A 23,527-nucleotide genomic window follows, 5' to 3' on the forward strand; every position below is an offset into this window, starting at 1 on the left:
CTGACAGACTATAGTAGGCAAAATTTTGACGCGCTGCAGCCGGGAAACAAGATCCAATTCCTACGCTGGCGAAATCCGCCAGGTGCGTTTGGCATCGTGGTCGGGTACCGTTCGGCTCGCCTGTCGAGTTCTCGGTCAGCATCGGTCAACCCTGCGGAAGGTGCGGCAAGGCCGCGCCAATGATGGCACGCTAACCGCGGACATCATCGCACTTGCCTCTGAATACAGACGTTACGGATATCCGCATTGAAAGGAAGCTCCGCTCAACGGATGTCATCGACGTGCTGTCCGACCTTTTCATCCTGCAGGGCGTGCCCGATCATATCAGTCCCGAAAACGGTCCGGAGTTCATCGCCAAGGCCGTGAGAGAGTTGATGGCTGCCATCGACTCAAAAACCGCCGAAATCGAGCCTGGCAGTCCGTGGGAGAACGGCTACTGCGGGAGCTTCACCGAGAAGATCCGCGACGAACTCCTGAACGGAGAGTTCTTCTTCAGCCGCGCCGAGGCTAACATCGCCATCGAGAGCTGGCGCCGGCACTACACCACCAAACGCCCGCACTCATCGCTGGGCCACCGACCCCGGAGGTCCTGAAGTGGCCGGCTTCGCCATCCGGCCCCGTTTCGCTGACCACCCCGAGCGTAGCGCCAAGACCCGTCCTGCACTAAGATTGAAACCGGACCACCCGGTAGGGGCAGGCCAGCCAACCCAAGCCGCGTTAATGTGGAGTGTCTTCTATGCTGTCTTTCGCCATCACATTCGTAAGACTTCTCAAAGCGATCGTGCACTCTTGGAGTGCTCCGATGTTTCGGGCCAATTTCGCGCTGGCCGTGCTTATCTTGCTTTCTGCAACTCTGTTCTACCACTCTGTGGAAGGATGGTCGTGGATCGACGCATTGTATTTCAGCGTAACGACAATTTCGACTGTGGGTCTTGGTGATTTGTCGCCGCGTACCGATTTAGGCAAGCTCTTCACGATCATCTATATCTTCGTTGGCGTTGGCGTTTTCGTCGCGCTGTTCGCTCAATTCGCGCGCGCCTTGTTGAAGGTGGAGGGCGATAACAAAGAGCCGCCCTCCCAAAAGCAACTGACTAAGTCTGATGATGCGTGAAAATCTAAAACCATTTCCGAAACGAAGAGTATCCCCAGCGCTTGCTTCCTGCAGGATGCTGATGCGACCGGTCGGCATACACCAGGGCGGTGGTGTTCAAATTCACCCACAAAATATTTTAAGGCTAAGTCTTAAAGAAGGCAAATCTGAGATTCCGGCAAATTCATCGCTTGTTGAGGGTCTCTGAGGGGTATTCCCCAAAAAAGTAGCGATATCGTTTGGCAAAACGACCGCTGTGGGTGAAGCCAAGCGACAGGGCAACATCTTTGACCGAAGGTGGTACCCTTTCCGCCGCAAGGAATATACAGCGCGCTTGGGTAATTCTCTTCGCTTGCAAGTACGCAATTGGCGAAACGCCGTAAACTTCATTGAAACACAAGTGCAATGTTGTTGTTCCGACGTTAGCCGCCTTGCAAAGGTCAGCTATGCTTGGTGGATTGGTCGTGCGGTCTTCAAACAGTTCTTCTGCGCGCCTGACAACTCGTACCGGGTCAAGATTAATACTAGATACAGAATTTTGTTCGATTGTCTCTGCCATGACGAGGTTTGCAATCTCAGAAAACAGATCATTTTCAGCGACAGCGTCGAGTGCAAACTTACCGGAGCCCAGAGGCTTTTCCAGTGACGCTGCTATCGTCTCCAGAATCCGCCTGTGAAACCTTGTGCCCACAGCCGCACCAAGGGCTATCTGTTGATCGTCGAGGGCGACATCTTCGATATAGCGACCACTCAAATTGGCACATGCATCCTTGAGTCTAGATTTTCGCACACCCAATGCCAAATTGTGTCTTTTTTCGCCAGTGGTGGAATAGCCGTCAGGACCGCCAGAAACAAAAACATCGAACGGTCTTGCTACTTGACCATTGAAAACATAGCCGCCGAGCCAGTCTACTGGTGCCATCAAGACCATCCAATCCGGGTGAGGCACGATGGTGCTGGTCATTTTCGGCGTGACCTTGCTACGAAAGATGAGCAGATCCCGTCCAGTGACTTGCAGCATCTTGTACTCCAGGCGTCCCGGCCCGAGTAGCGCCGATTCGGCTTGAAGGGTGGGCAAGCCGCGCCAGAATTCTTGATGCGTCAGGTCTGTCTTCGCGGGAAAGCGCGACAAGTGCTTCGGTTGGCCGACATTCATAACACCTCTCCCTCCCCGCTTGCGCCTCGCAAGACCTAACGCAGTCAACTCCTAAGTGAACTCGTAGCCGCCGGCAGCGTAGGATTTGACCCTCGATTCTGGGCCCACCTTACCACCAGAGTAGGATCTGACCCTCATTTCCAGGCTCGAATCGACTCCACAGAGGTACGGTCGAGAATGCAAAACTGAAACCCGAAGCACTTGACCGCGACGCGTGCCGTCGCCCTGCTCGAGATTGAGTAAAGCTTATGAAGCGCAGAACATTCTGGCGAACTCAACTACGTGCGATTCATCCACCGGATCTTCATTCGGTCCGACAGGGCGGTTGACGAATTCGACCTCTCCGAGTGAGTGTTCGACAAACCGGCTAAGTAAGAGCCACGAATTCGGTGGAGGGTCGATCCCGCACAGCGCAGATCGAACTCTCCACCGAACGCGCTGCATCGACAACAGGAGAAGTCCGATGAGGAAACTAAATCTAAAGACCTTGGCCGCGACGCTTGCCGTCGCCATGAGCGTCGCCCTGCCGGCGGCGGCTCAGGAGGCCGATGGGCCGATCCTGTTCACTAATGTGAACGTCTTTGACGGCGTCAATGAAGCCCTGATCATGAACGCCAATGTCGTGGTCACGGATAACCTGATTACCGCAGTGTCGACCGAACCGTTGGCGATCGCGGGTGGCACGGTCATCGACGGAGGCGGCCGCACGCTGATGCCAGGGCTGATCGACGCCCATTGGCACTCGTTGTTTGCGACGCTTTCTGTGGCTGAGTTGATGACAAATGATCTGGCCTACATGAGTTTTAAAGGGGCTATAGCGAACGAGGGCGCCTTAATGAGAGGGTTTACCACTGTTCGCGATATTGGTGGAAATGTCTTTTCAATCAAGAAGGCGACTGATGAAGGGCTTATAAACGGACCACGCATCTACCCTTCCGGGGCGGTGATTTCCCAGACTTCGGGTCATGGGGACTATCGTGCACCTTTGGCTGTGCCCGAGAACCCTGGGCAACCTCTGGATTATCTTCAGCAAGCAGGTATAGGGATAATAGCGGACGGGGTGCCCGAGGTAATTAAGCGGTCGCGAGAAATCTTGCGCCAGGGCGCGTCCCAGCTCAAAGTGATGGCCGGCGGCGGGGTGTCATCAGACTTCGACCCATTAGATGTAACCCAATACACGTTTGCTGAAATGAGCGCCCTCGTGGAGGTCGCCAACACCTGGAATACCTACATCGCGGTACATGCCTTTACGGACACGGCCGTCAAACAGGCCTTGGAAGCAGGTGTGAAGAGCATTGAACATGGACACCTGTTGGGTGAAGACGTAATCAAACTCTTGGCTGAAAAAGGTGCATGGCTCAGCATGCAACCCATTCTCGATGATGAGGATGCCATTCCCTTTCCTGAGGGCTCGCTCAATAGGGAAAAATTTGTAACTGTGACTGCGGGCACAGACATCGTTTACGGATATGCCAAGAAACACGGCGCAAAAATCGCCTGGGGTACAGACGTGCTTTTCGATGCGGGACTTGCGGAAAAACAAGGCAAGTTATTGGCCAAGATGAAGCGCTGGTTCACGCCCTTTGAAGTGCTGAAAATGGCAACACACGACAATGCTCAGTTATTAAAGCTGTCCGGTCCACGCGACCCCTATCCGGGGGAGCTAGGGGTAGTGAAGGCGGGCGCATTGGCTGACTTGATTCTAGTAGAAGGAAATCCGCTCGAAAATATCGACCTGGTTGCCGATCCGCGGAAGAACTTCGTCCTTATTATGAAGGACGGCGTGATCTACAAGAATACCATCGATTGACCGTTTTCTGCAGGCGTTTAGCCAAAATGCCTGCAGCATTTTTTGAGGATTCTGGGAGAACAGGACGAAACATGAAACGTAGAACATTCAATACTCTGGCGGCCTCTGCCGCTATTGCCGCAGTATCGTCACCTTCGCTTGGGTCAACGAAAAAAAGCGGAAAATTACGTGTCTGTTGTGTCGGTTTTTTCCATGAAACCAACACTTATCTCACCGAAGGCATGGGTGAAACTACGCTGGACAATATGCGTATCTTTCGGGGTGATGAAATCAAGGCACTCAGAGGAACAGCCTTGGGCGGTGCAGTAGATGTGTGCGAGGAAAACGGCTGGGAGTTGCTCCCAGGTCTCATATACGGACCGGATTCGAGCTTTGGTTTGGTGAATGCACAATTCTGGAGCGATGCGAAAAAAGAAATGCTCGACACGCTCAAAGCACAGATGCCATTGGACATCGTTTATCTCGCTCTACACGGTGCAGGCGTTGTGGATAAAACACCCGATCTTGAAGGAGATCTGGCGGAGTCTGTCCGGGAACTTGTGGGAAAGGACACGATGATTGTCTGGTCTGGCGACTTGCATGGCAAGATCACGGACAAAATGAAGGACAATATGAATTTCTTCAGTGCCTGCAAAAAATATCCTCATCTGGATATGAATGAAGCTGCACGTGATGCGATGTATCGTGCGGCTGCGATCCTGGCAGGGGAGTCGGATCCCACCCCGGCCTATCGCAAAGTGCCGCTGATGATTCCGCTCAGTAACACCGAAGAGGAAGGCATTTTTGGAAATCAGCTCAAGGAAAAGTGTATTGAGATCGAAAACCGTCCCGGTGTTCTCAATTGCTCTGTAATGCATGGTTTCCCGTACCAGGACACCGATTTTATCGGCGTGTACCCGATGGTCACCACCGAAAACAACGCCGAGTTGGCACAAGATCTGGTGGACGAATTGTCCCAGTGGATTTGGGATCACAAGGATAAGGCCTTTTATCCACTGAATGACTTGGACTCAACGATGAGCACTGTACTAGCCATGCTCGACAGAGACGGCCGCTATGAGCGTCAGCAGCCGACGAAGGGTGATATCATCGAACATACCCCGATTGTGATTGGGGACGCTGCGGATAATCCAGGTGGTGGGGCGGGCGGCTCGGGGACGCACCTGCTGCGCGCCCTTTTGGAAACAGAAGGCTTGGGTAAAGTCGCCTTCATTTCCATACACGATCCGGAAACCGCACAGGCCGCAGTCGCTGCCGGTGTCGGAGCGACAATCGATGTGAACCTCGGGGGCAAGTTTGAGCCAATAGCGGGCGAACCGATTAAAACCAAAGCCTATGTCAAGTCAATTTCGGATGGCTACGAGTTCGTTCGTGGGGGGACCGCTTATGGTATCCCTTACAACTTTGGTCCCTCAGTCAGGCTGGTCATCTCGGATACAGTGGATGTCATCGTCATATCCGGTCTGGTCCAGACCTATGACGATTCACAAGCGAGGCCGCATGGTATCGCTATCCAAGAATATGACGTTATAGGTGTCAAAAGCGGAAACCACTTCCGAGCGTTCTATGAAAACTTCACCGACAAGGTGCTGATCGTTGATGTTCCCGGAGCCACCAGTCGCGATATCACTCTTTTCGAGCACACGCAGTTGACGGAACCCATCTACCCTCTCGACAAGAACACAACGTTTACTGTTGCGAATTAGGAAAAATCTGCAAGAGCACGCTTAAAAAGGCGTGCACTACTCTTGCGAGGGATTCTCATCGATGTCTTCGGTGAGAACTCCTCCGGGTGCCTTCACACTTCAATCCACAGAGTGGAAAAAGCCAATAGGTCATCTTGGCGAAGAACTCGTGGGGCGCCTCGGGTCGCGCGGGTTCATGACACCGCCCGTCACACATGTTCCGCACCGAACGGGACACCATACACGGTTGAGTCGCTCTGGCCTCGGACGAATGCAGGACCCGTTGTTGAACCAGAGCCTCGATTTCCTCGGTTGCCTTCTGCCCTTTCTCTGGCCGCCTGGCAGGATCAGACAGGAGCCGAAGCGGCTGTTGCGCTGTCTCAGATCTCGTGCTTGATCTTGCTGCCAGTCCCCGGTGCCAGAATGGGTTGGGTTCTGGACCACAGCGAATTCCCAGCGATCTTCGGGGCCCCTTTCGGGGGCGGGATCGACTTGCTGCTGTCGATTGTCAAATACGTCATACACTGACCTGCTGCGCGGCTATTCATTCGTCGCAGGTCGAAGGCGCCAAAGGTTTTCACCCTGCGCGACGAGGCCTTGCCGCGCGTCGGCGCGTTCTCCCGCATGCAATAGGCGGCGCAGATCCTCGCCGACGGCTCGGCTGTAGATGTGATCGAGATGACCTGTTGGACCCTCGCTGGGAAGGTCGCTGAGGTCGATCACCTCGACGCCTGCAAGTCGGGAAACATCGTTTCCCGTCTCCCCAAGCCGCGGGTAGCCATGCAATTGCGCGGATAGCGCCAGCGGTCTGTCCCCGCTCGTCGCGTAGACTGTCATGCTCTCCGCGATGGGACGCACCCGGGGTAAAATTCGCTCGAAGATCCCGAAATCCATATCCGGCGCCAGCAGCACAACATTTCCGAGCCGGATGTCGGGATGCCGATTGGCAACTTCGGCCAGCGCCAGAACGACACCCCGAGCACCAAGGCTGTGCCCGATGACATCCACGTTCCCGGCGCCGAAGCGCCGCTCCAACTCTATGATCGTGTCCGCAATGTCCGGCAGGCTCCAGTAAAGATCGGCTTCGTCATGGGTGTAGTAGGCCGGAGCACCGTCCGAAGGCCAGCTGAACCACAGGAACCGCCCCACAAGGTCGGCGTTCTGCTGCAGCAATGCAGCGCGGCGGCAGCCTTTCTCGAAGCTGATATAGTATCCGTGGACATAGAGCGCCGGACCACGTGCGCCGGCCGTCCCTTCTAGCCGATCCAGGATGGCGCTCGGGTCCGCTTCCTCCACCGTCTGAACGCGGAGGAGCTCCTCGCGCAAGAAATTCGGAGCCATTTCGGCAAGGGGCGCCAGAACGCCAAGGCCGAGCTCTTCGACGCGGCATGCACCCGCTTTCAGATCGCTGCGCTCTCCTCCGTAAAAGCCAGCGGGATCATCCGATCCTGTCCTGTTGCGTATTGTGAAATAGGGGAATTCCAAGGTCTGGATCTCCGACTGGGCCGCCGACGGCACGGGGAAGGCGCATGACAAAGCGCCGAGGCAGAGCAAGACGGCCATCAGGCGGGCGAAGGATGGTGCGCACATTTTCATCCCCGATATGTATCTCAGCCGCGCTTGCCGAAAAAGGACCTTGGCGTTTGCACCATGCACTTTCACCATGAAGGTACAGGCTCTCGCACAGGCGGTGCACCACACTGGCATTCTCGAATGCAGCAGTGGGAAAATAAATGATTGCGTCGCTTCGCAAGTCTTTTGCGCATCGGGCGGCCTCGTGACAAGGTCTTAACCGAGACGTCGAACCCAAAGTCAAAGAGGCAAAATGAACAACGGGCAAATAGCCAAGATCATCGGCAAGGTCTCGGTACCGTGCTTGCTTCTCGGGCTGCTCTTCTTCGCGGCCTCGCTGACCCCGTCGCTCATCCCGCGCGGACCGGCTGTGCAAGGTATTCTCGGCGGACTTGTCATGGCGATCGGCTATCTGATCGGCCAGATCGTTGCGCTGCTCTGGCGGGCGGCCGATCTTCCGCAGTTGTCCGGGCGGCCGGCAAAGGTCCTGACAACGGTGATCGTGCTACCGCTCGTGGCGTTCTTTCTCTGGGTCCTTGGGTCCAGCCTGCGGTGGCAGAACGACATCCGCGGGAAGATGGGCATGGAAGAAGCGGATGCGCTTCAACTCGCCACGATCCTGCTGATCGCCTTTGCGACCTTTGTCGTCGCTTTCGCGCTTGGACGCGTTGTCGCCGCGCTGTTCCGCCTGATCCGGTCAAGGTTCTATCACGTCATGCCACCGCGGCGCGCCAATGTGCTCGGATTCATCGCGGTCGCGCTCATCCTGTTCGTAGTCACGCGTGATGGCATCGTCGACGGGGTCGTGACGGGCCTCGACGAAAGCTACGAAACCGCGCAGGAGCTCTTCGAGAATGCCCCGCCGCCGCCCGGCGACCCACGCATGACCGGCAGCGCAGAGTCCCTGATCGATTGGGCATCCATGGGCAAGCCCGGGCGGGACTTCACCACCTCCGGCCCAACATCCGAGGATATCTCGGCCTTCACCGGTCGGCCCGCGCTTAATCCGATACGCGTCTATGTCGGGCGCGCCAATGGCGAGACGCCCGAGGCGCGGGCCGAACTGGCGCTTGCCGAACTGATCCGGCAAGGCGCGTTCGAGCGCGACGTTCTGGTCGTGGCAAGCCCCACCGGCACCGGCTGGATGGACCCGGGATCCCACGATCCGGTCGAATACATGCATGGCGGGAACATCGCCACGGTCGCCGCGCAGTATTCCTACCTGCAATCACCGCTGGCGCTAATCCTAGAGACACGCACGGGACTGGAACAGGCGACCGCGCTTCAGGACGTGGTGCATGGGTACTGGAAGACGTTGCCCGTCGATGCGCGGCCCCGTCTATACGTTCACGGGCTGAGCCTTGGCGCATGGTCGTCGATGCATGCCACGAACATGTTCCGACTGCTCGACGATCCCATCGACGGCGCGTTCTGGGTCGGGCCGCCCTTTCCCTCTGCCTTCTGGAACCATGTGCAGAACCAGCGCAATCCGGGCACAGCCTGGGTCATGCCCGAGATCGGGGACGGGTCGCTGGTCCGCTATGCATCCCACACGGCGGATGCGTCAGAGGCCGCGGCGGACTGGGGAAACATGCGCATCGTCTTCCTGCAATATTCCAGCGACCCGGTCGTCTTCTATGACCCGCGGTCGCTCTGGCGGGCGCCGCCGTGGATGCGGGATCCGCCGGCCGAGGACATGACGGAGCACTTCATCTTCATGCCCGTCGTGACGCAGTTCCAGCTGGCGCTCGACATGGCCCTGTCCTTCGGCGCGCCGCCCGGCCGCGGCCATGCCTACTTCGCGCAGGATTATATAGGGCCTTGGGTTCAGGTCACGGCGCCCTCGGATTGGACCCCCGAAGATACGCAGCGGCTCAAGGCGCATTGCAACGTCGGCTACCAGCTCGGTTGCGCCACCGGTCAGCGGTGATCGGGAGCGTCATGGCGCAGGTGGCCGGCTCCCGCGACGCTTCGCGACGGCCACCCTGTCACTCGGGGGTCTCGACGAAATGCAAGACGCCGCGCCCGTCGAAATCCTCCATCACAAGGCCCGCACCAAAGCGCACATAATCCGAAACCTGCGCGAGCGCGGCGAGGAAACGCCGCTCCTGCGCCTCGATCTCATCGGGGCAGGCCACAATGGTCCCAGCCATGTTCTCGGGAAAGGCAAGCCCGAGGCCGGATGGCTGCAACTGTCCCCGGAACCGATTGCACCCTTCAAAGGCTGAGACATTCATCGCGTCGTCGATCACGAGCGTAGCCGGATCATCATTGGGCCAGGCTTCGCCGAAGACCTCCGTCACGGCCTAAGCCACACCGCTAAGGCGAGATCAATTCACTGGCATGTTGACCATATGATCGTCAGGGAACTCGCATACGACGGTTGATTGCTAAAGAGCGCGACGGGACGCGAAATCACGCGATCGAAACATGAACATATTTCGCACACGACGCTCCGCAAGTTCTTGAAATCCCGTCAAAATCGTCACCATCCATCACTGGACTGGCTCAACAGTCTCTTTTCACAGCGGTAGTTATTCGCATTGGAGGCACGGTGAAGATTGCAGCTTTCAGTAGTTTGGGCTGCAAGCCAACCTGCGGCGGTGCAGAATACCCTCTCGATTTGGAGTCATCCGGATGTTGGCTTTCTATTTCACGGCATTATCCGCTCGCGCCTGAAAAGAAAGTTCACTTTCCACCCTGCCTTACAAACAAGCCATGCCCGCCACCCTATCGAGCTATCAACTTTTCACCATCCTCCTCTCGCAGCATCGCTTCCATGTCGTCCAAGCCATCGACTGCAGAGCGCATCTGCGCCTCATCAGCTACGCTCGCAGCTTCAGAATCCACGACGCTGCTGCCAAAATCCATCTCCATCTGGCGCTGTTCCTCGGCGATGACGGCTTGAACGACAGGCGCGGTCTTCTTTGGAGCGGCGTCGGCTTGGCCTGAAGGTTGACCATCGCCAGCCTGGCTTGCCCTCTCCACATCGGCTTCTGTTCCCCCTCGCCCATCCGACGGCGGCGTCATCGGCATGGCGCGCACACTCAGCGGCAGCGTGCCTTGCGATCCCCCTCCTCCCGGCTTCGGAAACGGCAACTCCCCCGTCTGTGCCGCGTGGATTGCCTTGAACAGCCGATCGTCAAAATATTGGATCCGCTTTGCACAGACCGGCATTTGCGCATCGATCACCATGACAATCTCGTCGAGCGGCAGGCGGCGCGCCTCGTCTTCAGGCAACAAGGAGCTTTCTTCGGTCCGTGTGGACTGGCTGCGGCCCTCGAAGGGGTTCTTGCCGATGGATTGCGACCGCGTGACGACCGTCTTCGTGGTCTTGCCGACCGCCTTGCTCAGCTCCTCAACGGTCTTCTCATCCGCGGGCGTCAGGTAAAGCTTCACGCCAGCGTTGCCCTGCAGGGCACGGCGGGTGTTTTCGCCGTAGATTTCATCGAGAGCGGGGATGGTTTGGGTGACCACGGCCAAATGGCCGCGATAAGTTCGCAGGGTCTCGATGCTCTCGACCACGATGGGCATTTTGCCCAAACGATTGAACTCATCGAGCATGATCATCACCGGCCACGGCTCATCCGGCCCGGGGTCCTTCTCCTGCATGGCGGAGAGAAGGTCCGAGAAGAAGAGACGGATCAACGGCGCGAGGGGTTTCACCATCAGTGGCTGGACCACGAGATAGACCGAGAAGGGCTTCTTGCGGATCGTCCGGAAATCAAAATCCGACACCGCCGTCGCCTCGTCGATGGCCGGGTTTTGCCATTGATCGAGCCCCGAGGTCATCAGGAGCGAAACGTAGGAGGTCAGGGTGTCGTTGTTGGTCGAAGCGAGCCGCGTGAAGATCAGCTTGGCGGCCCTGTTGTCGACCTCGTGGCCGCGGGCGAAATACTCCTTCTGCTTGTTCCCGCCAGACGCGGCGATGCGGTAGATTTCGCCCAAGGTCGGGCGCTTGCGCTGGAAGGCCAGCAGGCCCGCCGCCACGAAGAGATCGATCCCGCCTTTCAGGAGGCCCTGCACCCGGTCATTGTCGCTTTGTAGGAAGAGCGTCGCGAGAAGCTGCAATTCCATCTGCTGGCGTGCTGGATCTTTCAGTTCGGAGATGCGCAGGAGCGGGTTGTAGCGATGCGTGCGCTTGCCCTCCCAATCGGTGGGGGCAAAGCGATAGACCTTGTCGCCCTGGGCTGCGCGGTGCCGGGCCGTGGCCTCGAAACACTCGCCCTTCACATCGAGGGTGACGGCGGAGCCCTGCCAGGTCAGCAGGTTCGGAATGACAAAACCCGTGGTTTTGCCTCGGCCCGTGGGGGCTACGATCAGCGCATGGGGGAAGACTTTCGAGCAGATGTATTTCGCGCGGGATTTTGGATTACCGAGCTTGCCGAGGATGAACCCGGTCCCCGGCGCCCCGAAGAAGCCATTGGCCTTCATCTCGCGGGAGGTCTGCCAATGGGTCTGACCAAACCGTGTCAGGGCGGAGCCCGAGAGGGCGAGGCTCAGCATCATGCCGGCGGCGGCGAAGCTGCCGATGATCAAGTGAATAAGTTGCGCGTCCTCCGGTCGGCGGTCCAGGATCGCCAGATAGTTCTGCGCGATATAGGCGAAGTCGATCTCCGCCCCGAAACCAAGGTCCTGATAGGTCAGTACCGCCGAGGCGATGGTGTATCCCATGGCGGCAGTCACCAGCGTAACGAGAAGCACACCGGTGGCGATCCGCGCTTTTCCCATGACGGCGCTCAATGGACCTGACCCCGCTCGGTCTCGCCATCCACGTCTGTCGCGCGGTGTTTTTCGTATTCGGCGTCGGCGAGTTCATCGACCACCTGGCGCAAGGCTTCCGTGTTGGCCGTCGCGGCATCGGATTGCAGGTAGACCTTGGCGACATAGAGCCGGTCAAGACGGTCCTCGAGAACCTTGTCCAGCGCATCGGCATCGCCGGATGTGAGCCGGTCGAGTTGACGGTCATCCAGCACCCGCGCGACCTCGTTCCGGAATGCATCCCGCTCCGCCTCGGTCTCGAAGGGCGCGGACAGCTCTCCGGCCCGTTCATGATCCAGGACACGCGCGATCTCGTCAGCGAGGCGGTCGGTATGGTCAGTCCGCAGCGCAGTTTCATCGCGGGTCGCGAGGAGGTCGTCGCGCGTGGCAACTCCAAGCCCGTCGCGTAACTCGTTGTCGCGGCGAACCTGATTGATGGCCTCCGTGTCCCGTATCTCGACGACAGCGGCATAGGTCGCGCCGAGCCCGCGGGCGAGGTGGGAGGGCATATCCGGATAGCGCGCGCGCAAGTCATCCGCGACAGCATCCGCAACTTGGGTGCGGACATCGCGACCCTCCATGATCCGGTCGACCTCGCGGGTGATCTCGCTGGCGCGGGCTGCATCAGTGATGGACTCCCTGTAGGGCTCAGACCGGTCGATCACATCGCCGGGGCGTGCGAGCAGCTCCGGGTGTGCCTCGAGATACGCGCGCTGCTCCGTCTCGATCCGGCGCTCCGCCCGCGAGACGACCTGCCAATCCCGGTCCTCGATCTGCTGCGCTGTCAGGCCGTCTGCTCGCATCTCCTGACGGATTGTCCCTTCCATCGCCCGGACAGCGTCCCCGTGATAGTGGAACCGCTCGCTGACCGCTTTCTCCTCCACGACCCCATCCCGGCGCAGCACGTTCTCCCGTTCCAGAAGCGTGCCAAGCTCGACATGCACGTCATTCAGGATGTCACGCGCCTGTTCCAGGTCGGCGCGGCGTTCGAGGTTCAGGTCCCGCGCCTCGGCCACCTTGGAGAGATCATCGGCAATCCATTGATGCTCAAGCGCTGCATTGGAAGCCCCGGTCTCGATCCGGGCCACCACTTCCGAAGTGCTGATCCCGGTGCCGCGCAGGGCGGTGTCTATGCGCGACCGCAAGTCCGGCTCGGCCAGACGGTCCAGCCGGCTGGCGTCGATATTGGCCTCAGAATAGATCCCGCCTTCCGAGGGCGCCTCTGACAACGTGCTCGAACGCAATCCGAGCGGCTGCATGTGCTGGACCTGCGTCTGGATCTCGATGAGGCGCTTTTCCAGCACGGGACGCTCCGCATCGGACTTCTCGGCGATCATGCCCTGTACCCGCGCGAGCTTCTCCGCATAGAGGCTTCTCAGATCCTCGAAGCTTTGATCCTCGGCCATATACACATCTCCTGTTCGGTCCACCTGTCCGCCGCGCGCCAGCACCTCGCCCGCGCGGAAGAGTGCCGCCGCAATATCCTCGCGGGCCTCCCGGGAAGCTTCTGCAGCAAGCGAGTGGTAGACGGTTCTGGTATTGGCGATCTCCGCGAGCGTACGCGTCAGGTCGGCCCCCACGCGTTCGCGCTCGCGGGGCGCGCGGCCCTCTTCTTTCGCCGCATAGACCTCGCGGGTAGTGGCGGGGTAATGCACGACACCGCGATCCACCCGGCGCGTGGCTTCCAGGCGCACGCCGTACTTCTCCGCCTCCTCGACCATGGCGAGGCGGAAGTCGTCATAGTTGAAGCGGTGGTTGCGCCCCAGAAAGAAGAACTCGCCTTCCTGCGAGCGGCGGTTCAGCACCAGATGCGCATGGGGGTGATCGCGGTCTTCATGCACCGCGATAATGTAGTCGAAATGCCCCGCGTCGGTCTGGAAGAACCGCTCGGCCACATCCGTCGCGATGTCGCGCACATCCTCCCCGCGCGTGCCGATGGGGAACGACATGAGCATATGGGTCGTCTGTCCAAGCTTGGGCTTGAAGCCCGCATCCCACCGCTTGGCAAAACGCTCGGTGAGGTCCTTGATGTCCTTCGCTTCGAGCTTCACCTTGCCATCGAAGAACCCGCTGCTGTCCACGATATGGGTGGACTTGGTGGTGAGGTACTCGAGCTGGTTTGTGAGCTGTGATTTGGTATGCGTACCGCCGCCCCGGATCGCCTTGAAGACGGCTGGCCGATACCCTGCCGCCGCGCGCACAAGCTGGCTCTGCTTGGCGACATGCAGCCCCTGCATCGAGCCCCGGATCCGGCTCCAGCCGTCCCGGAAAACCTCGCCCGTGACGGCATCGACAGCATCATTCAGCCGCATGCGCAAACTCCCTCAGCGCGGCCGTGGCCTCGAGCTGCATCGCGTCGCGACGGCGGCGCAGGAGCAGATCGATCTCGTCAGCGGAGTCGAGGATGAACCGCGCCAGTCCGCGCATCTGCGCGAGGCGCAATTCGGAGAACTCCGCACGCGTGCCACCATTAGCCCCCTGCCCCATCTGGTTGGCCCGCGTCATCTGCTTGGCGATCTGCGCAACCCCGTTGCCTACCTCATGCAGAGAACCCCTGTAGCGTGCCATCTCTGCCGCCATCTGCGCGTCGGGCACAAACACCCCGCCTGCCGCCTGGATCAGCCGCCGCAGCCCCTCGGCCCGGCTCTCGATCCCCGCCTTCGCCAACACCTCGTCGAGCGCCATAAGCTCCGCAGCTGTGACCTTCACACTGACCGCCGAGACCGGGATGGCGGCATCGGCCTGGCGCTCGGCATCGGCTTTGAGCGTGTACTGGATCGCTCGCGACGACACGCCAAACCGTTCAGCAAGCTCAGACGTCGACACACCTTCTGCAGCCTCGCGAACGATCTCCATACGGTCCGCACCTGTGAGACGTTTTGAGCGCGACATGCGAAGAAAGACCTCCTATTTCCTGCCACCTTCCACCAAGGCTGACCCCACCTTACGATAATATACCCTACTGTCAATTATATACTTAAGTCGCATTCAGACTTAGTCAGCCTTGGTGTCCGCTTCGCGCCGCGGCCCGCAGGGACGCGGCTCTGCCACCCTCACCATCGGGCGACCACCTGTCCAATGGGTCCCCTTCCCCAGCACCGCCCGAGGGTCTGGCCGAACACGCACGTGTTCGGACGGAACCGCGGGCGGGCGCAAACCCCACCGACAGGGCGGACAGGCAGGGTCAAGGAGGGCCAGATTTGGCTCCGCCAAATCTCTGCCGCAAAAACCGGGAGGCCCTGGCCTGCCTGTTTTTGTGGATGGCCCCCTTGAGGCTGACTGGCCGGTCTGTCGCGGCCGGATCATTCCGAGCGGCGATCGTCCGTTGCGCGCGCAGCGACCGGCACCAAGAGGAGGTCACTTCGGGCGAACTGACCGCCGGACACGGCATCCCTGGAACAGGGATCGGGCCGCCCCAAGATCGTCCTGGGGCGGCCCATCCTCGCCAGAGGATTTAGTCCTGGGGATCTTTCGCGCTCGGTGGGAACATCACCAGCTCCGAGACCGCGACCGGGAAGTCGAGCTTGAGGCTGAAGAACTCCGAGCCGTCCCCGTTGCGGGTGTTGCGGAACATGGCGCCCACGCGTTGGAATCGGGTGCGCTCCTGGCCATCGGTATCGGTGAACTTGACGGGAACGGTGGCGACGTAGTGGTTGGTCATTTGGGTTACTCCTTATTGCGATGAGGATCACCCAGCACGGGGGCAAGAGGACCGGTCGCAAGCGCAAATGCGGAGGGTCCGCGGCCCCGCCGTGGAAGCCGTATTTGTGCTTGCCGAAGCGTGAGCTGAGGGCACGAACGGGCCGACCCCGTGCGATCCACATGCATAGCAAAAAGGAGGGACCCGATTGACCTGTGCCATCACGCAGTCGCCACCATCCGCGTCCACGTCCTGCCGAACCTGGCCGGGGTGCTGATGACGCCCGCCCGCGTGGATGCGATGTTCCGCGACACCACCCGAGGGTCGAGCAGGGCTTCAGCCTCAAGTGCGACGTCTCGACCCCTCGCGTCTTGCGCTGCTGACGATGTGCTAGGTGCGCACCATCCCCAGCCCGTACCGATGCGGATGGGCCGAACTCTGACGGGCTGGGTAGAGGGATGACGGTGCTGGACGCCGTGAGATGCAGATCAAGTGTGACCGATCGCACGCGCCATGAGATATGACGAAAGGACCGCCCGAAGGCGACCCGGTTATGGCCATCACGCGCCCAAGCTGTCGAGCATCCCCCTGGTATCAGGCATTCGCTTCAGCGAGTTGCCGATGTGTTCCCGCCAGCGCGGCCCAACCTCCATTGCGGTGGCATAGGCCCGAGCCAGATCATCGGGCCGGTCCTCGGCCATCGCTTCGATAAGGAAAGCCGCCTGCTCGCGGTCCTTCGCGGATTTCAGGCTCCCTGCCCCATCGCGGCGCCGGTCGGCAATGATCAGTTTGTGGACTGCATAACGCTCCGGGCGGGGCACCTGCACCAGAACGCCGGATCTATAGATCGCCGCCGCGTGGATCGGCTCAGCGATCAGGAAGTTGAGATAGTTCAATCCTTGGGCGTTCACGCCCAATGCTGGCAGATCACGGATGGTCTCATCTCCGAACGCCGGTGTGAGAAACTCGACCAACTGGCCGCTGCCACCCTGGGCCCATCGCCATGTCCGACCTTGGTCAAGAGCTGGCAGAGGATCGAATTTGAGCGCTGAGAACGTCTCGGCAAGACCCGGGTCGACCTGATCCTGCAACGCAACGCTGAGCTTCTCGAACTGCGCGATGTCGATGTCGCCAGTATTGGCCATACCGCCAATTGGCAGACGGATACCAAGCTCGCCTTCATAGAGGCGAAATGCATTGGTTCCGACGATGGTGCCACCCAGACGGAAGGTTCCGGCTGCGGCCATGGCCGACAGGATGGAACCGGTCGCCCGGTCGATGGGCGTCATGCCTTCCGCACGCAAGAGCCGAACAAGCCGCGACCGTTCCGCCTGCCGATCCTTGGCCGTTGCGCGCAGCTCTTCGATCCGGTCGATGCGCGCGCGCGTCTCGTCGCTGTCTTCGCCGATATAGATGAACCGCATCTCCGTCCCGACACGGCGCGCGGCATACCAATAGGCCTTATCCCCACGCTCCTTGAGCGTGGGCTTGCCTTCGACACCGGACAAGGCGTCGTCCTTCAGAAGACGCACCAGGTCGGTATAGGCGCTCATCGCGATGCTGCTGAGTGGGGTCATGCCTATCATTTCCAAGTTTTGCTTGGCACACATATACCTATCAAAACAGGAAATTGCTAGGCAAAGTGATTTGGAGAACGTCCACACCCATAAGAAACGACGAAAGGGCCGCCCGAAGGCGACCCTCTTTCTTCAATCCTGCGACGCCTTCTTCGCCGGGTCCGCAACCCGCATGACCGTCAGGCCTTTCGCTTCCGCCTTCTGCCCGAGGTTCAGCGCGACCCCGTTGCCGCCGAAGAGCACAACCCCCGTCGCCGCGAACTTGTCGTCCAGCATTTCGTCGTTGCATTTGAACGGTGCCGCCCGCCCATGCGCAGACCAGCGAGGATCAAAGCGCGCCTGCGCGACCCCGCGTGCTCGGGCCCACCGGGCCGCGATCATCTCCGCCCCGTGCTTGCCACCCTTGTGGCAGAGGAAGATCTCCTGGTTGCGGTTCTGCCTGATCCGTTCGCGAACCTTGTCGAGCGTGTTGAAGATGACATCGACATCGGTCCAGTCGGTGGCGCCCGAGACGATCAGGGGAACCCCCTCGATTTTCGACTTCGCGGCAGTCTCACGGTCGTGCTGCTCCAGGAGCTGCCGCGCCTCGAACACCGCGCCGGTCTCTTTCGCCCGGACGCTTGCGCGCGACCCGGCTGCCGGAATGAAGGCGTGGCCCGTCTCGACCTCGTAGCATTCCGCCGCCGCCTCGCTCATCACCTCGATGGCGCTGACAATCTCGCGCAGCTGCAGAAAGCGTGCCTGCGCCTCTTCGAGCGCGGTCTCGGCGATCTCTGATCCATCGTGGGATTTTGCCAGCGCGCCGATCTTGTCGGCGGTGCGGTCGACCTCCTTGCCAAGCGCTACCTTGCGGCGCTGCAGGATTGTCGCGAGCCCATGGGCCAGCGGTTCGATTTCCGCCTCGAGCCCGGTATTTCGCAATTGACCGAGCAGAGCCTCGAAGCTCTCGCGGATGATGTGGTCGGTCAGGATGTGATCTTCCGGGATCGGCAGCTGTGCGTCCTTCTCGGTCAGTCCGAAAAGCTCGATGGTCTCGTAGGTGTTTGCGGTGTCGTAAGCCATGTCTGGTCTCCAGTATTCGGTTCCTAGGCCACCACGTGAGTGTGGGGGCATGGCCGAATGCCTGGTTTCCGAATCTGCCCGGGTCAGGGACGGCGCAGCCGCCGGCTTGCCGGGCGCAAAAGTTTTCTGCGCGCAGCACCGGACACATGCGCGCCCTCACGCACGGGACCATCCCGCGCCACAGCCCCTGCCCTCGCCGAAAAGTTTTGCGATCCTTGACGCGGGCTGATTTGGGGGCCATCCGGAGGATATGCTTCCGCGCTCATGTGTGTGTGTTTTGACGGTAGGTTTGCCCGACCCGAGCAGGCAAACGGCCCGACCGGACGCGGGAGACGGATGAAGTGGCGGGATCGTTTTGGCCTCAGGCCAAAACAGACCAGAGCGCAATCCGGCGGAGCGGCCGGGGAGCGACGTGCTCGCGAGGCGGGCAAACCGGGATGCCGGGTACGACGCCGCGGTGAGGCCGCATGGCCGAATGCGCGACGGACCGAAGGGCCGTTCTCCCCTGCGACACGCGAAGCCGAGCTGGGGAGGCCGCAAGGCTCTGGCCAAGGTTAATGTGCAGGGGCTACGCTTTAGACTATACGGATTACGTCTCCAAGCTTGCGACGTGATGGGCGGAAAGCCGTCTTTCGGGGCGGCTGCGAATCCAAAGCTCCACCTTGGCGAAAGCAGCCATTCAAACCCTATCGGAACTGAAGCCTCTTGCTGCGATGGATGCCAAGGTTAGCAATGAGCAGAAAGGGTGCGTGTCACAAAGACACGCACCTGACAAAGGGACGGCGAGGCCAAAACGACTATGCAACGATAGGAGAAGTTGGCCAGCGGTTCCGGCTACCGTTGCTCACGGCTAAACTTTGACCAGTTCGGCAATCTTGATCGCGACGTCGGTCATGCTTTCATCAGCTGTATTCAGGCCCGCTCGTGACGCCAATAGCAGACTGACCTTTTCGAGCTCTTCGTAAGTCGTTTCGTGCACGATTGGTATGAGCCGTTCGCGCCTCAATAATGCCGACTGTTCTTTGTCGGCTACACCTTCCGCGGGTAGACGCCGCAACATTGCTGGCGTGACCAGCACGATCCCAACCCTGGAATTGACCAAGCCCTTGTCAATTGCCCGCATCATAGGCACTCCCAGCCCAAGGTCCTTTTCGCTGAACCAAACTCGTACACCCCGTGCTTCGAGAAGGTCATGAAGTTCCTTCGCCGCGCCTTGCCTGTCGTCCCAAGCATGGCAGAGAAAGGCGTCACGGAGGTCTGGCTGGGAGGACGCAAGTTGCTCAACATTGTCCCTTATAGGAGTGAGGGCTTGTACTTGTGCTTGAGTGTAGGAAACCGTCGACGCGCTTCCTGACCAACGCGGTTTTTTGGTGCTGCGTCCTGTTCCGCTTCCGGTACTTGTGCTGCCACCAGCGGCGAAAGACATACGGGACGGTGGCGAGAACGAACCGTAGCTATTCGTTCTGCGACCATATCCGCCGTAACGGTTGCGACACGCTGGGCAGTTCGCCGCAGCAGCTGCTGAACTATGCCCCCTAACGGGAGCGGTACACCTTGCCATCTTTTCTGTCGCTCCTGCTTTTCAGAAGTGTAGGGACATCCTTTACGGGATGAACGTGAAGTTATTTGACCACCCGCAGGCGTTGCGACGCTTGCGGCAAAGGATGAAGTGAGCGAAGATCTTCTTCACTCGAACGAAGTGCTTGGGCCAAATCAGATACATCATATCCGAGCTCTTCGATATGGAGGCGCACGATCTCAGGCAAAACAGTTGGCATTTCAACTTTGAGATCAAGTTCGGGGGGCTCAGCTTTGCGATAGCCCATGGAACTCATTTGCCGCCATAAATACTGGCTTTGATTGTCGGTGATTGCCCCAATTTGCTTCGCTCGGTAGAGGAGCGCTGCCATTGATGTGCGCCACACTGGTTTCAAGGCAGCCAGGGTTTGAACCGTGAGGCGCCTTGATGAAAGCTGGGGGCGAAGGTCTCGTGCGGGCATTAGCAAAGCAGAGGCAAAGACGTTTGCTTCATTCTCCATGTCAGGAGATGGAACTTGATGCATAACGACGTGGCCGAGCTCATGCGCCAGACTGAAACGTTGCCGATCTGCCGGCATATTGCGGTTCAAGAATATGCACGGTGGCATATCCGGGATTTGAACAGTAAACCCGTCGACTTTGAGGGCAGCAAAGTCGCAATGCACGACAATGCAGCCTGCTCGCTCCACCCACTCGACAAGATCTCGGATAGGCCCCGAGGGGACAAGCCAAGTACGCCTGATGAGGTCGGCAATCCGCTCTGGATCGCCACCAAATTCATCTACATCCATCCGTGGCAGTGACAACTCGGGCTCAAGATCAGCTGCATCCAGTAGTCTTCTGAGGTGCAGTATCCTTATGTTGAGTTCAGCTTCCAGGCGTTCAATCGCTTTCTGTCCAACGCTGGCACGCTTCCGATATTGCACGCTCATTGGAAGGCCGATGACCCTATCATGTTGAAAAAAGAATTCTATGGGGAAGCCCAACGCTTTACTGACACTATCCAGAACCTCATCTGTCGGGCCGATCAGGCCGTTCTCAAGTTTGGAGAGATTGGCCTGCGACACACCTGATTTTGACGATAGTTCTGATTGACTCCATCCACGGGCCTGCCGCGCTATCCGCAGCAGGTCTTGATTGAAATTGTCGGTCATTAGTCTGTGCTTTTCTTGCGGTCGGAAGCTCTGCCCTTGAGTTTCACGATGGAGGCGGCCGGGCGAACTGGCTTCGGATCGGGAAGCGGCAGCGGCATGGTCGCTTCACCCGCATCCAAGAGGCTATACTCCCACGCAACCCGATTGCTATCCCTTGCAACTACGCAAATATCCGCGATCTGCGTTTCAAGCTGATTGAGTTTGTATACAATCTCAACGCGTTGAACCTCTGGAAGATTGAACAAATCCTGATCATGATCGTGAAATGCCAGAGCGAGTTGCGTGGCGACGTTTGACGAGCGGCCCGTTTCGTCGGCCTTCTTGAATCTGAAAAGCACTTTGTCGTGGACAAGAAACTTCATCGTTTCATGCCCGTCAATAACGTGTACCGCGTCGTGTCCCAACAGGTCGCTGTTCACACGTTCAATGATCTGCTCCCACACAAAGTTGGCGCGGCTACGTTTACAACGCCACACGCCGTTGAAATCGCTGGACAGCCAATCGTCCCAAGCGCTTCGAATGGCTGAGATGATGGGTTCGCGGATTTCGTTCAAGATGGGACGGACTGAAACTTCACTGGGGATCGGCATGCTCAAGCCTCGATTGTTTGATCACTTTGTAGCGGTCGACATTTACAAATGCAACAGCAAATTATTCACTGGTTGATTTCCTCCTTGAGCCTCGGGGCAAAGGTCCCCGCCGGGAGGCGCCTTGGGGTGTCCAGAGGGCGGGCAAGTTGAGTGCTCCGCTTTTGTCCGTGCGAGTCGCACTCGATGGAGGGGGTTTTGGGGAGGCGAGCGAAGTCTCCTCCGACCGGGCGCAGGGAGTTCAGTGGGAGAGCAAACCGATGACCCTGATCCGGCGGAAGCCTTCCGCGGAATGCGCAGGGTCCCGGGGAAGCGCCCCGTTCGAACGATAGACCGAACAGGGGCTCCCTCGGGGCCGAAGTGCGATCTGGTTAGTGGATAATTTCACCTGCAAGACCTCCCGGCCATTCGTGTCGGGGTGAAGCTGCACCGCCGTGTTGAGCAACAGTGTGAATGGCAGAACAGGGGATTCCGCACCGCGGCAAAAGCCACTCAAACGAATGTCCGGAGAGGGCCGACCACGTCTGGCGTACCGCTTCAGTCCAGATCGACGCCGCCGAGGCGCGGCGCATGTACATGCGTTCGGATTAGGAACGCAGCGCCCGCGCCCGCGATAGCGCCGAAGAGATGCGCCTCCCACGACACGCCGGGTTGGCCCGGAAGAAGGCCCCAGAGAATAGAGCCATAGAGGACACCGACCACCAGCGCCGCGCCCAGCGTGATCGGAGAGCGATCCACAAGACCGCGCGCGATGAGGAAGCCAAACCAGCCGAAGATCAGCCCCGACGCACCGATATGGATCGCCGAGCCGCCGAACAACCACACGAGACCGCCCCCTAGGCCGATCACCACGGCGTTCACCGACAGCAAGCCTCGCGTGGTCGTTGCCACCAGCAGCCCACCCATCACCAGAAGCGGCGGCGTATTGGCCATCAGGTGCGAGAAGCTCCCATGCAGGAGGGGCATAGCGATGACACCATCCAACCCGCTGCCGTGCCTGGGGATCAGGCCGAAGGCCGGGTTCAGGCCGTAGCCGGTGATCCAATTGACGACTTGGATCGCCCAGAGCAGCGCGACAAAAGCGGCAAGCGCCGCGGTGCGCCGGAAGAAGACGCGCATGTGATCCCGGTTCATCATGTTGGCGACAGTAGTCGTCCCCACAGCGCCTTCAACGGCTTTCGCGCGCTGCACAGGGTGCCACCTCCGGGAAAGGGGATTCGCGGCGGCCAACCTCGGTAGGGCTCAAGCCAAGAGAATGGCTCCGATCTTACACGGTGTTCCCAGGCCGCAGCGGCATGATTTCACGCTCGGGGCGCTTCAACGCTTCGGCATATTTGCGGGCATTGTCGTCAATCGCGCCGTGCCAGAGCTTTGAGACAAAGGCCTGGGCGTCTTGAACGGTCATGTCCTTCAGCGAAGAGGACAGCGCCATGAAGAGCTCTTCCCCGCTGATTGCGGCGGCATTGTGCATGGCGTCCGCGTAAAATGATGGATCGTTGAGAACCTGATCGCTCAGGGGCATCCGCGCGAGGTTCTCTTCCGGGATCGCCATGAAGATCGTGTCCTGCAGGTCGGTCAGATAGGCGCGGCGCGATGTGGACACCGGCTTTCCCGCCGCCTTGGCCTCCAGATATGCCTGCCTTGTCCTGTCGAGCTTTGCCCTTGCATGGGTCATGATGACATCACGCTGTCGTTCAGGCAGCGCAAATCCGGTGCAACGCTCGATATGAGCAAGAAGCCCTCCAACCTCGGCGTCTACATCAAAGCTCTCGAACCACGGAGCTTTTCCCAGTCTCGCCACCATGTGCCTACCCTCGCACATTCAATAATATATTATCGTATATCATATTCAGCAGATCGCAAGCAGATGCGTGCTTCGTGCAGCCAGACATGG

18 protein-coding genes and 1 pseudogene are annotated in these 23,527 nt (G+C 59.3%); 5 read left to right on the forward strand and 14 right to left on the reverse strand.

From position 1 onward, the window contains the following. Positions 1-112 precede the first annotated feature (112 nt). Positions 113-667: pseudogene (locus tag AC2FLX_RS04920) on the forward strand (integrase core domain-containing protein); the annotation flags it as partial. 69 nt (positions 668-736) lie between these two features. Beyond that, positions 737-1,111, forward strand: coding sequence for a potassium channel family protein (locus tag AC2FLX_RS04925; protein WP_137702221.1), 375 nt, complete (start codon positions 737-739; stop codon positions 1,109-1,111). Between the two features lie 163 nt (positions 1,112-1,274). Here the strand turns inward: AC2FLX_RS04925 and AC2FLX_RS04930 are convergent, their stop codons facing one another. Continuing rightward, a complete protein-coding gene (locus tag AC2FLX_RS04930; protein WP_496807593.1) occupies positions 1,275-2,246 on the reverse strand; it encodes a helix-turn-helix domain-containing protein in 972 nt (323 codons plus the stop codon). A 463-nt stretch (positions 2,247-2,709) separates the two neighbouring features. Between AC2FLX_RS04930 and AC2FLX_RS04935 the strand changes: the two genes are divergently transcribed. Continuing rightward, on the forward strand, positions 2,710-4,056 hold the full coding sequence (locus AC2FLX_RS04935; protein ID WP_496807594.1) for a metal-dependent hydrolase family protein: 1,347 nt from the start codon (positions 2,710-2,712) through the stop codon (positions 4,054-4,056). A gap of 71 nt (positions 4,057-4,127) precedes the next feature. Beyond that, the gene (locus tag AC2FLX_RS04940) at positions 4,128-5,762 is read left to right on the forward strand and encodes a M81 family metallopeptidase (RefSeq protein WP_496807595.1); all 1,635 of its coding nucleotides are present in this window, start codon (positions 4,128-4,130) and stop codon (positions 5,760-5,762) included. Positions 5,763-6,281: 519 nt separating this feature from the next. On the opposite strand, the gene AC2FLX_RS04945 is transcribed toward AC2FLX_RS04940, so the two are convergent. After that, entirely contained in the window at positions 6,282-7,331 is a 1,050-nt protein-coding gene (locus AC2FLX_RS04945) for an alpha/beta hydrolase (RefSeq protein ID WP_496807597.1), read from the reverse strand. A gap of 235 nt (positions 7,332-7,566) precedes the next feature. On the opposite strand from AC2FLX_RS04945, the gene AC2FLX_RS04950 reads away from it, so the two are divergent. Further along, positions 7,567-9,243 (forward strand): alpha/beta hydrolase, encoded by a 1,677-nt coding sequence (locus tag AC2FLX_RS04950; protein ID WP_496807598.1) that lies wholly within the window; start codon positions 7,567-7,569, stop codon positions 9,241-9,243. Between the two features lie 58 nt (positions 9,244-9,301). Here AC2FLX_RS04950 and AC2FLX_RS04955 read toward each other — a convergent pair whose 3' ends face one another. From AC2FLX_RS04955 to AC2FLX_RS05010, 12 genes are all read right to left on the reverse strand, one after another. Next, positions 9,302-9,616: an META domain-containing protein gene (locus tag AC2FLX_RS04955; RefSeq protein ID WP_496807599.1), complete on the reverse strand. Its 315-nt coding sequence runs from the start codon at positions 9,614-9,616 to the stop codon at positions 9,302-9,304. 427 nt (positions 9,617-10,043) lie between these two features. Further along, entirely contained in the window at positions 10,044-12,044 is a 2,001-nt protein-coding gene (locus AC2FLX_RS04960) for a type IV secretory system conjugative DNA transfer family protein (protein WP_496807623.1), read from the reverse strand. A gap of 8 nt (positions 12,045-12,052) precedes the next feature. Continuing rightward, positions 12,053-14,386, reverse strand: a complete 2,334-nt coding sequence (locus AC2FLX_RS04965; RefSeq protein WP_496807600.1) for a relaxase/mobilization nuclease domain-containing protein — start codon at positions 14,384-14,386, stop codon at positions 12,053-12,055. Continuing rightward, positions 14,373-14,966, reverse strand: a complete 594-nt coding sequence (locus tag AC2FLX_RS04970; RefSeq protein WP_496807601.1) for a helix-turn-helix domain-containing protein — start codon at positions 14,964-14,966, stop codon at positions 14,373-14,375. The genes AC2FLX_RS04965 and AC2FLX_RS04970 overlap by 14 nt, the downstream gene beginning before the upstream one ends. 562 nt (positions 14,967-15,528) lie before the next feature. Continuing rightward, complete coding sequence (locus AC2FLX_RS04975) at positions 15,529-15,735, reverse strand: hypothetical protein (RefSeq protein ID WP_007120662.1); 207 nt, start codon at positions 15,733-15,735, stop codon at positions 15,529-15,531. Between the two features lie 539 nt (positions 15,736-16,274). Beyond that, positions 16,275-17,291, reverse strand: a complete 1,017-nt coding sequence (locus AC2FLX_RS04980) for a nucleotidyltransferase family protein (RefSeq protein ID WP_241389327.1) — start codon at positions 17,289-17,291, stop codon at positions 16,275-16,277. A 132-nt stretch (positions 17,292-17,423) separates the two neighbouring features. Next, positions 17,424-18,353: a DUF2493 domain-containing protein gene (locus tag AC2FLX_RS04985; protein ID WP_496807602.1), complete on the reverse strand. Its 930-nt coding sequence runs from the start codon at positions 18,351-18,353 to the stop codon at positions 17,424-17,426. Positions 18,354-19,203: 850 nt separating this feature from the next. Further along, positions 19,204-19,914, reverse strand: coding sequence for a toll/interleukin-1 receptor domain-containing protein (locus tag AC2FLX_RS04990; RefSeq protein ID WP_496875387.1), 711 nt, complete (start codon positions 19,912-19,914; stop codon positions 19,204-19,206). Between the two features lie 61 nt (positions 19,915-19,975). Further along, positions 19,976-21,046 carry a helix-turn-helix domain-containing protein gene (locus AC2FLX_RS04995; RefSeq protein WP_288960400.1) on the reverse strand — a complete coding sequence of 357 codons (1,071 nt, stop codon included), beginning with the start codon at positions 21,044-21,046 and terminating at the stop codon, positions 19,976-19,978. Continuing rightward, positions 21,046-21,636: a hypothetical protein gene (locus tag AC2FLX_RS05000; protein ID WP_417281127.1), complete on the reverse strand. Its 591-nt coding sequence runs from the start codon at positions 21,634-21,636 to the stop codon at positions 21,046-21,048. Before AC2FLX_RS05000 ends, AC2FLX_RS04995 begins: the two co-directional genes overlap by 1 nt. Positions 21,637-22,170: 534 nt before the next feature. Continuing rightward, entirely contained in the window at positions 22,171-22,752 is a 582-nt protein-coding gene (locus AC2FLX_RS05005; protein WP_496807624.1) for a rhomboid family intramembrane serine protease, read from the reverse strand. A gap of 148 nt (positions 22,753-22,900) precedes the next feature. Then, positions 22,901-23,437: a hypothetical protein gene (locus AC2FLX_RS05010; protein WP_496807604.1), complete on the reverse strand. Its 537-nt coding sequence runs from the start codon at positions 23,435-23,437 to the stop codon at positions 22,901-22,903. Between the last annotated feature and the right edge of the window lie 90 nt (positions 23,438-23,527).

The sequence above is a fragment of the Ruegeria sp. YKSF57 genome (assembly GCF_059612585.1).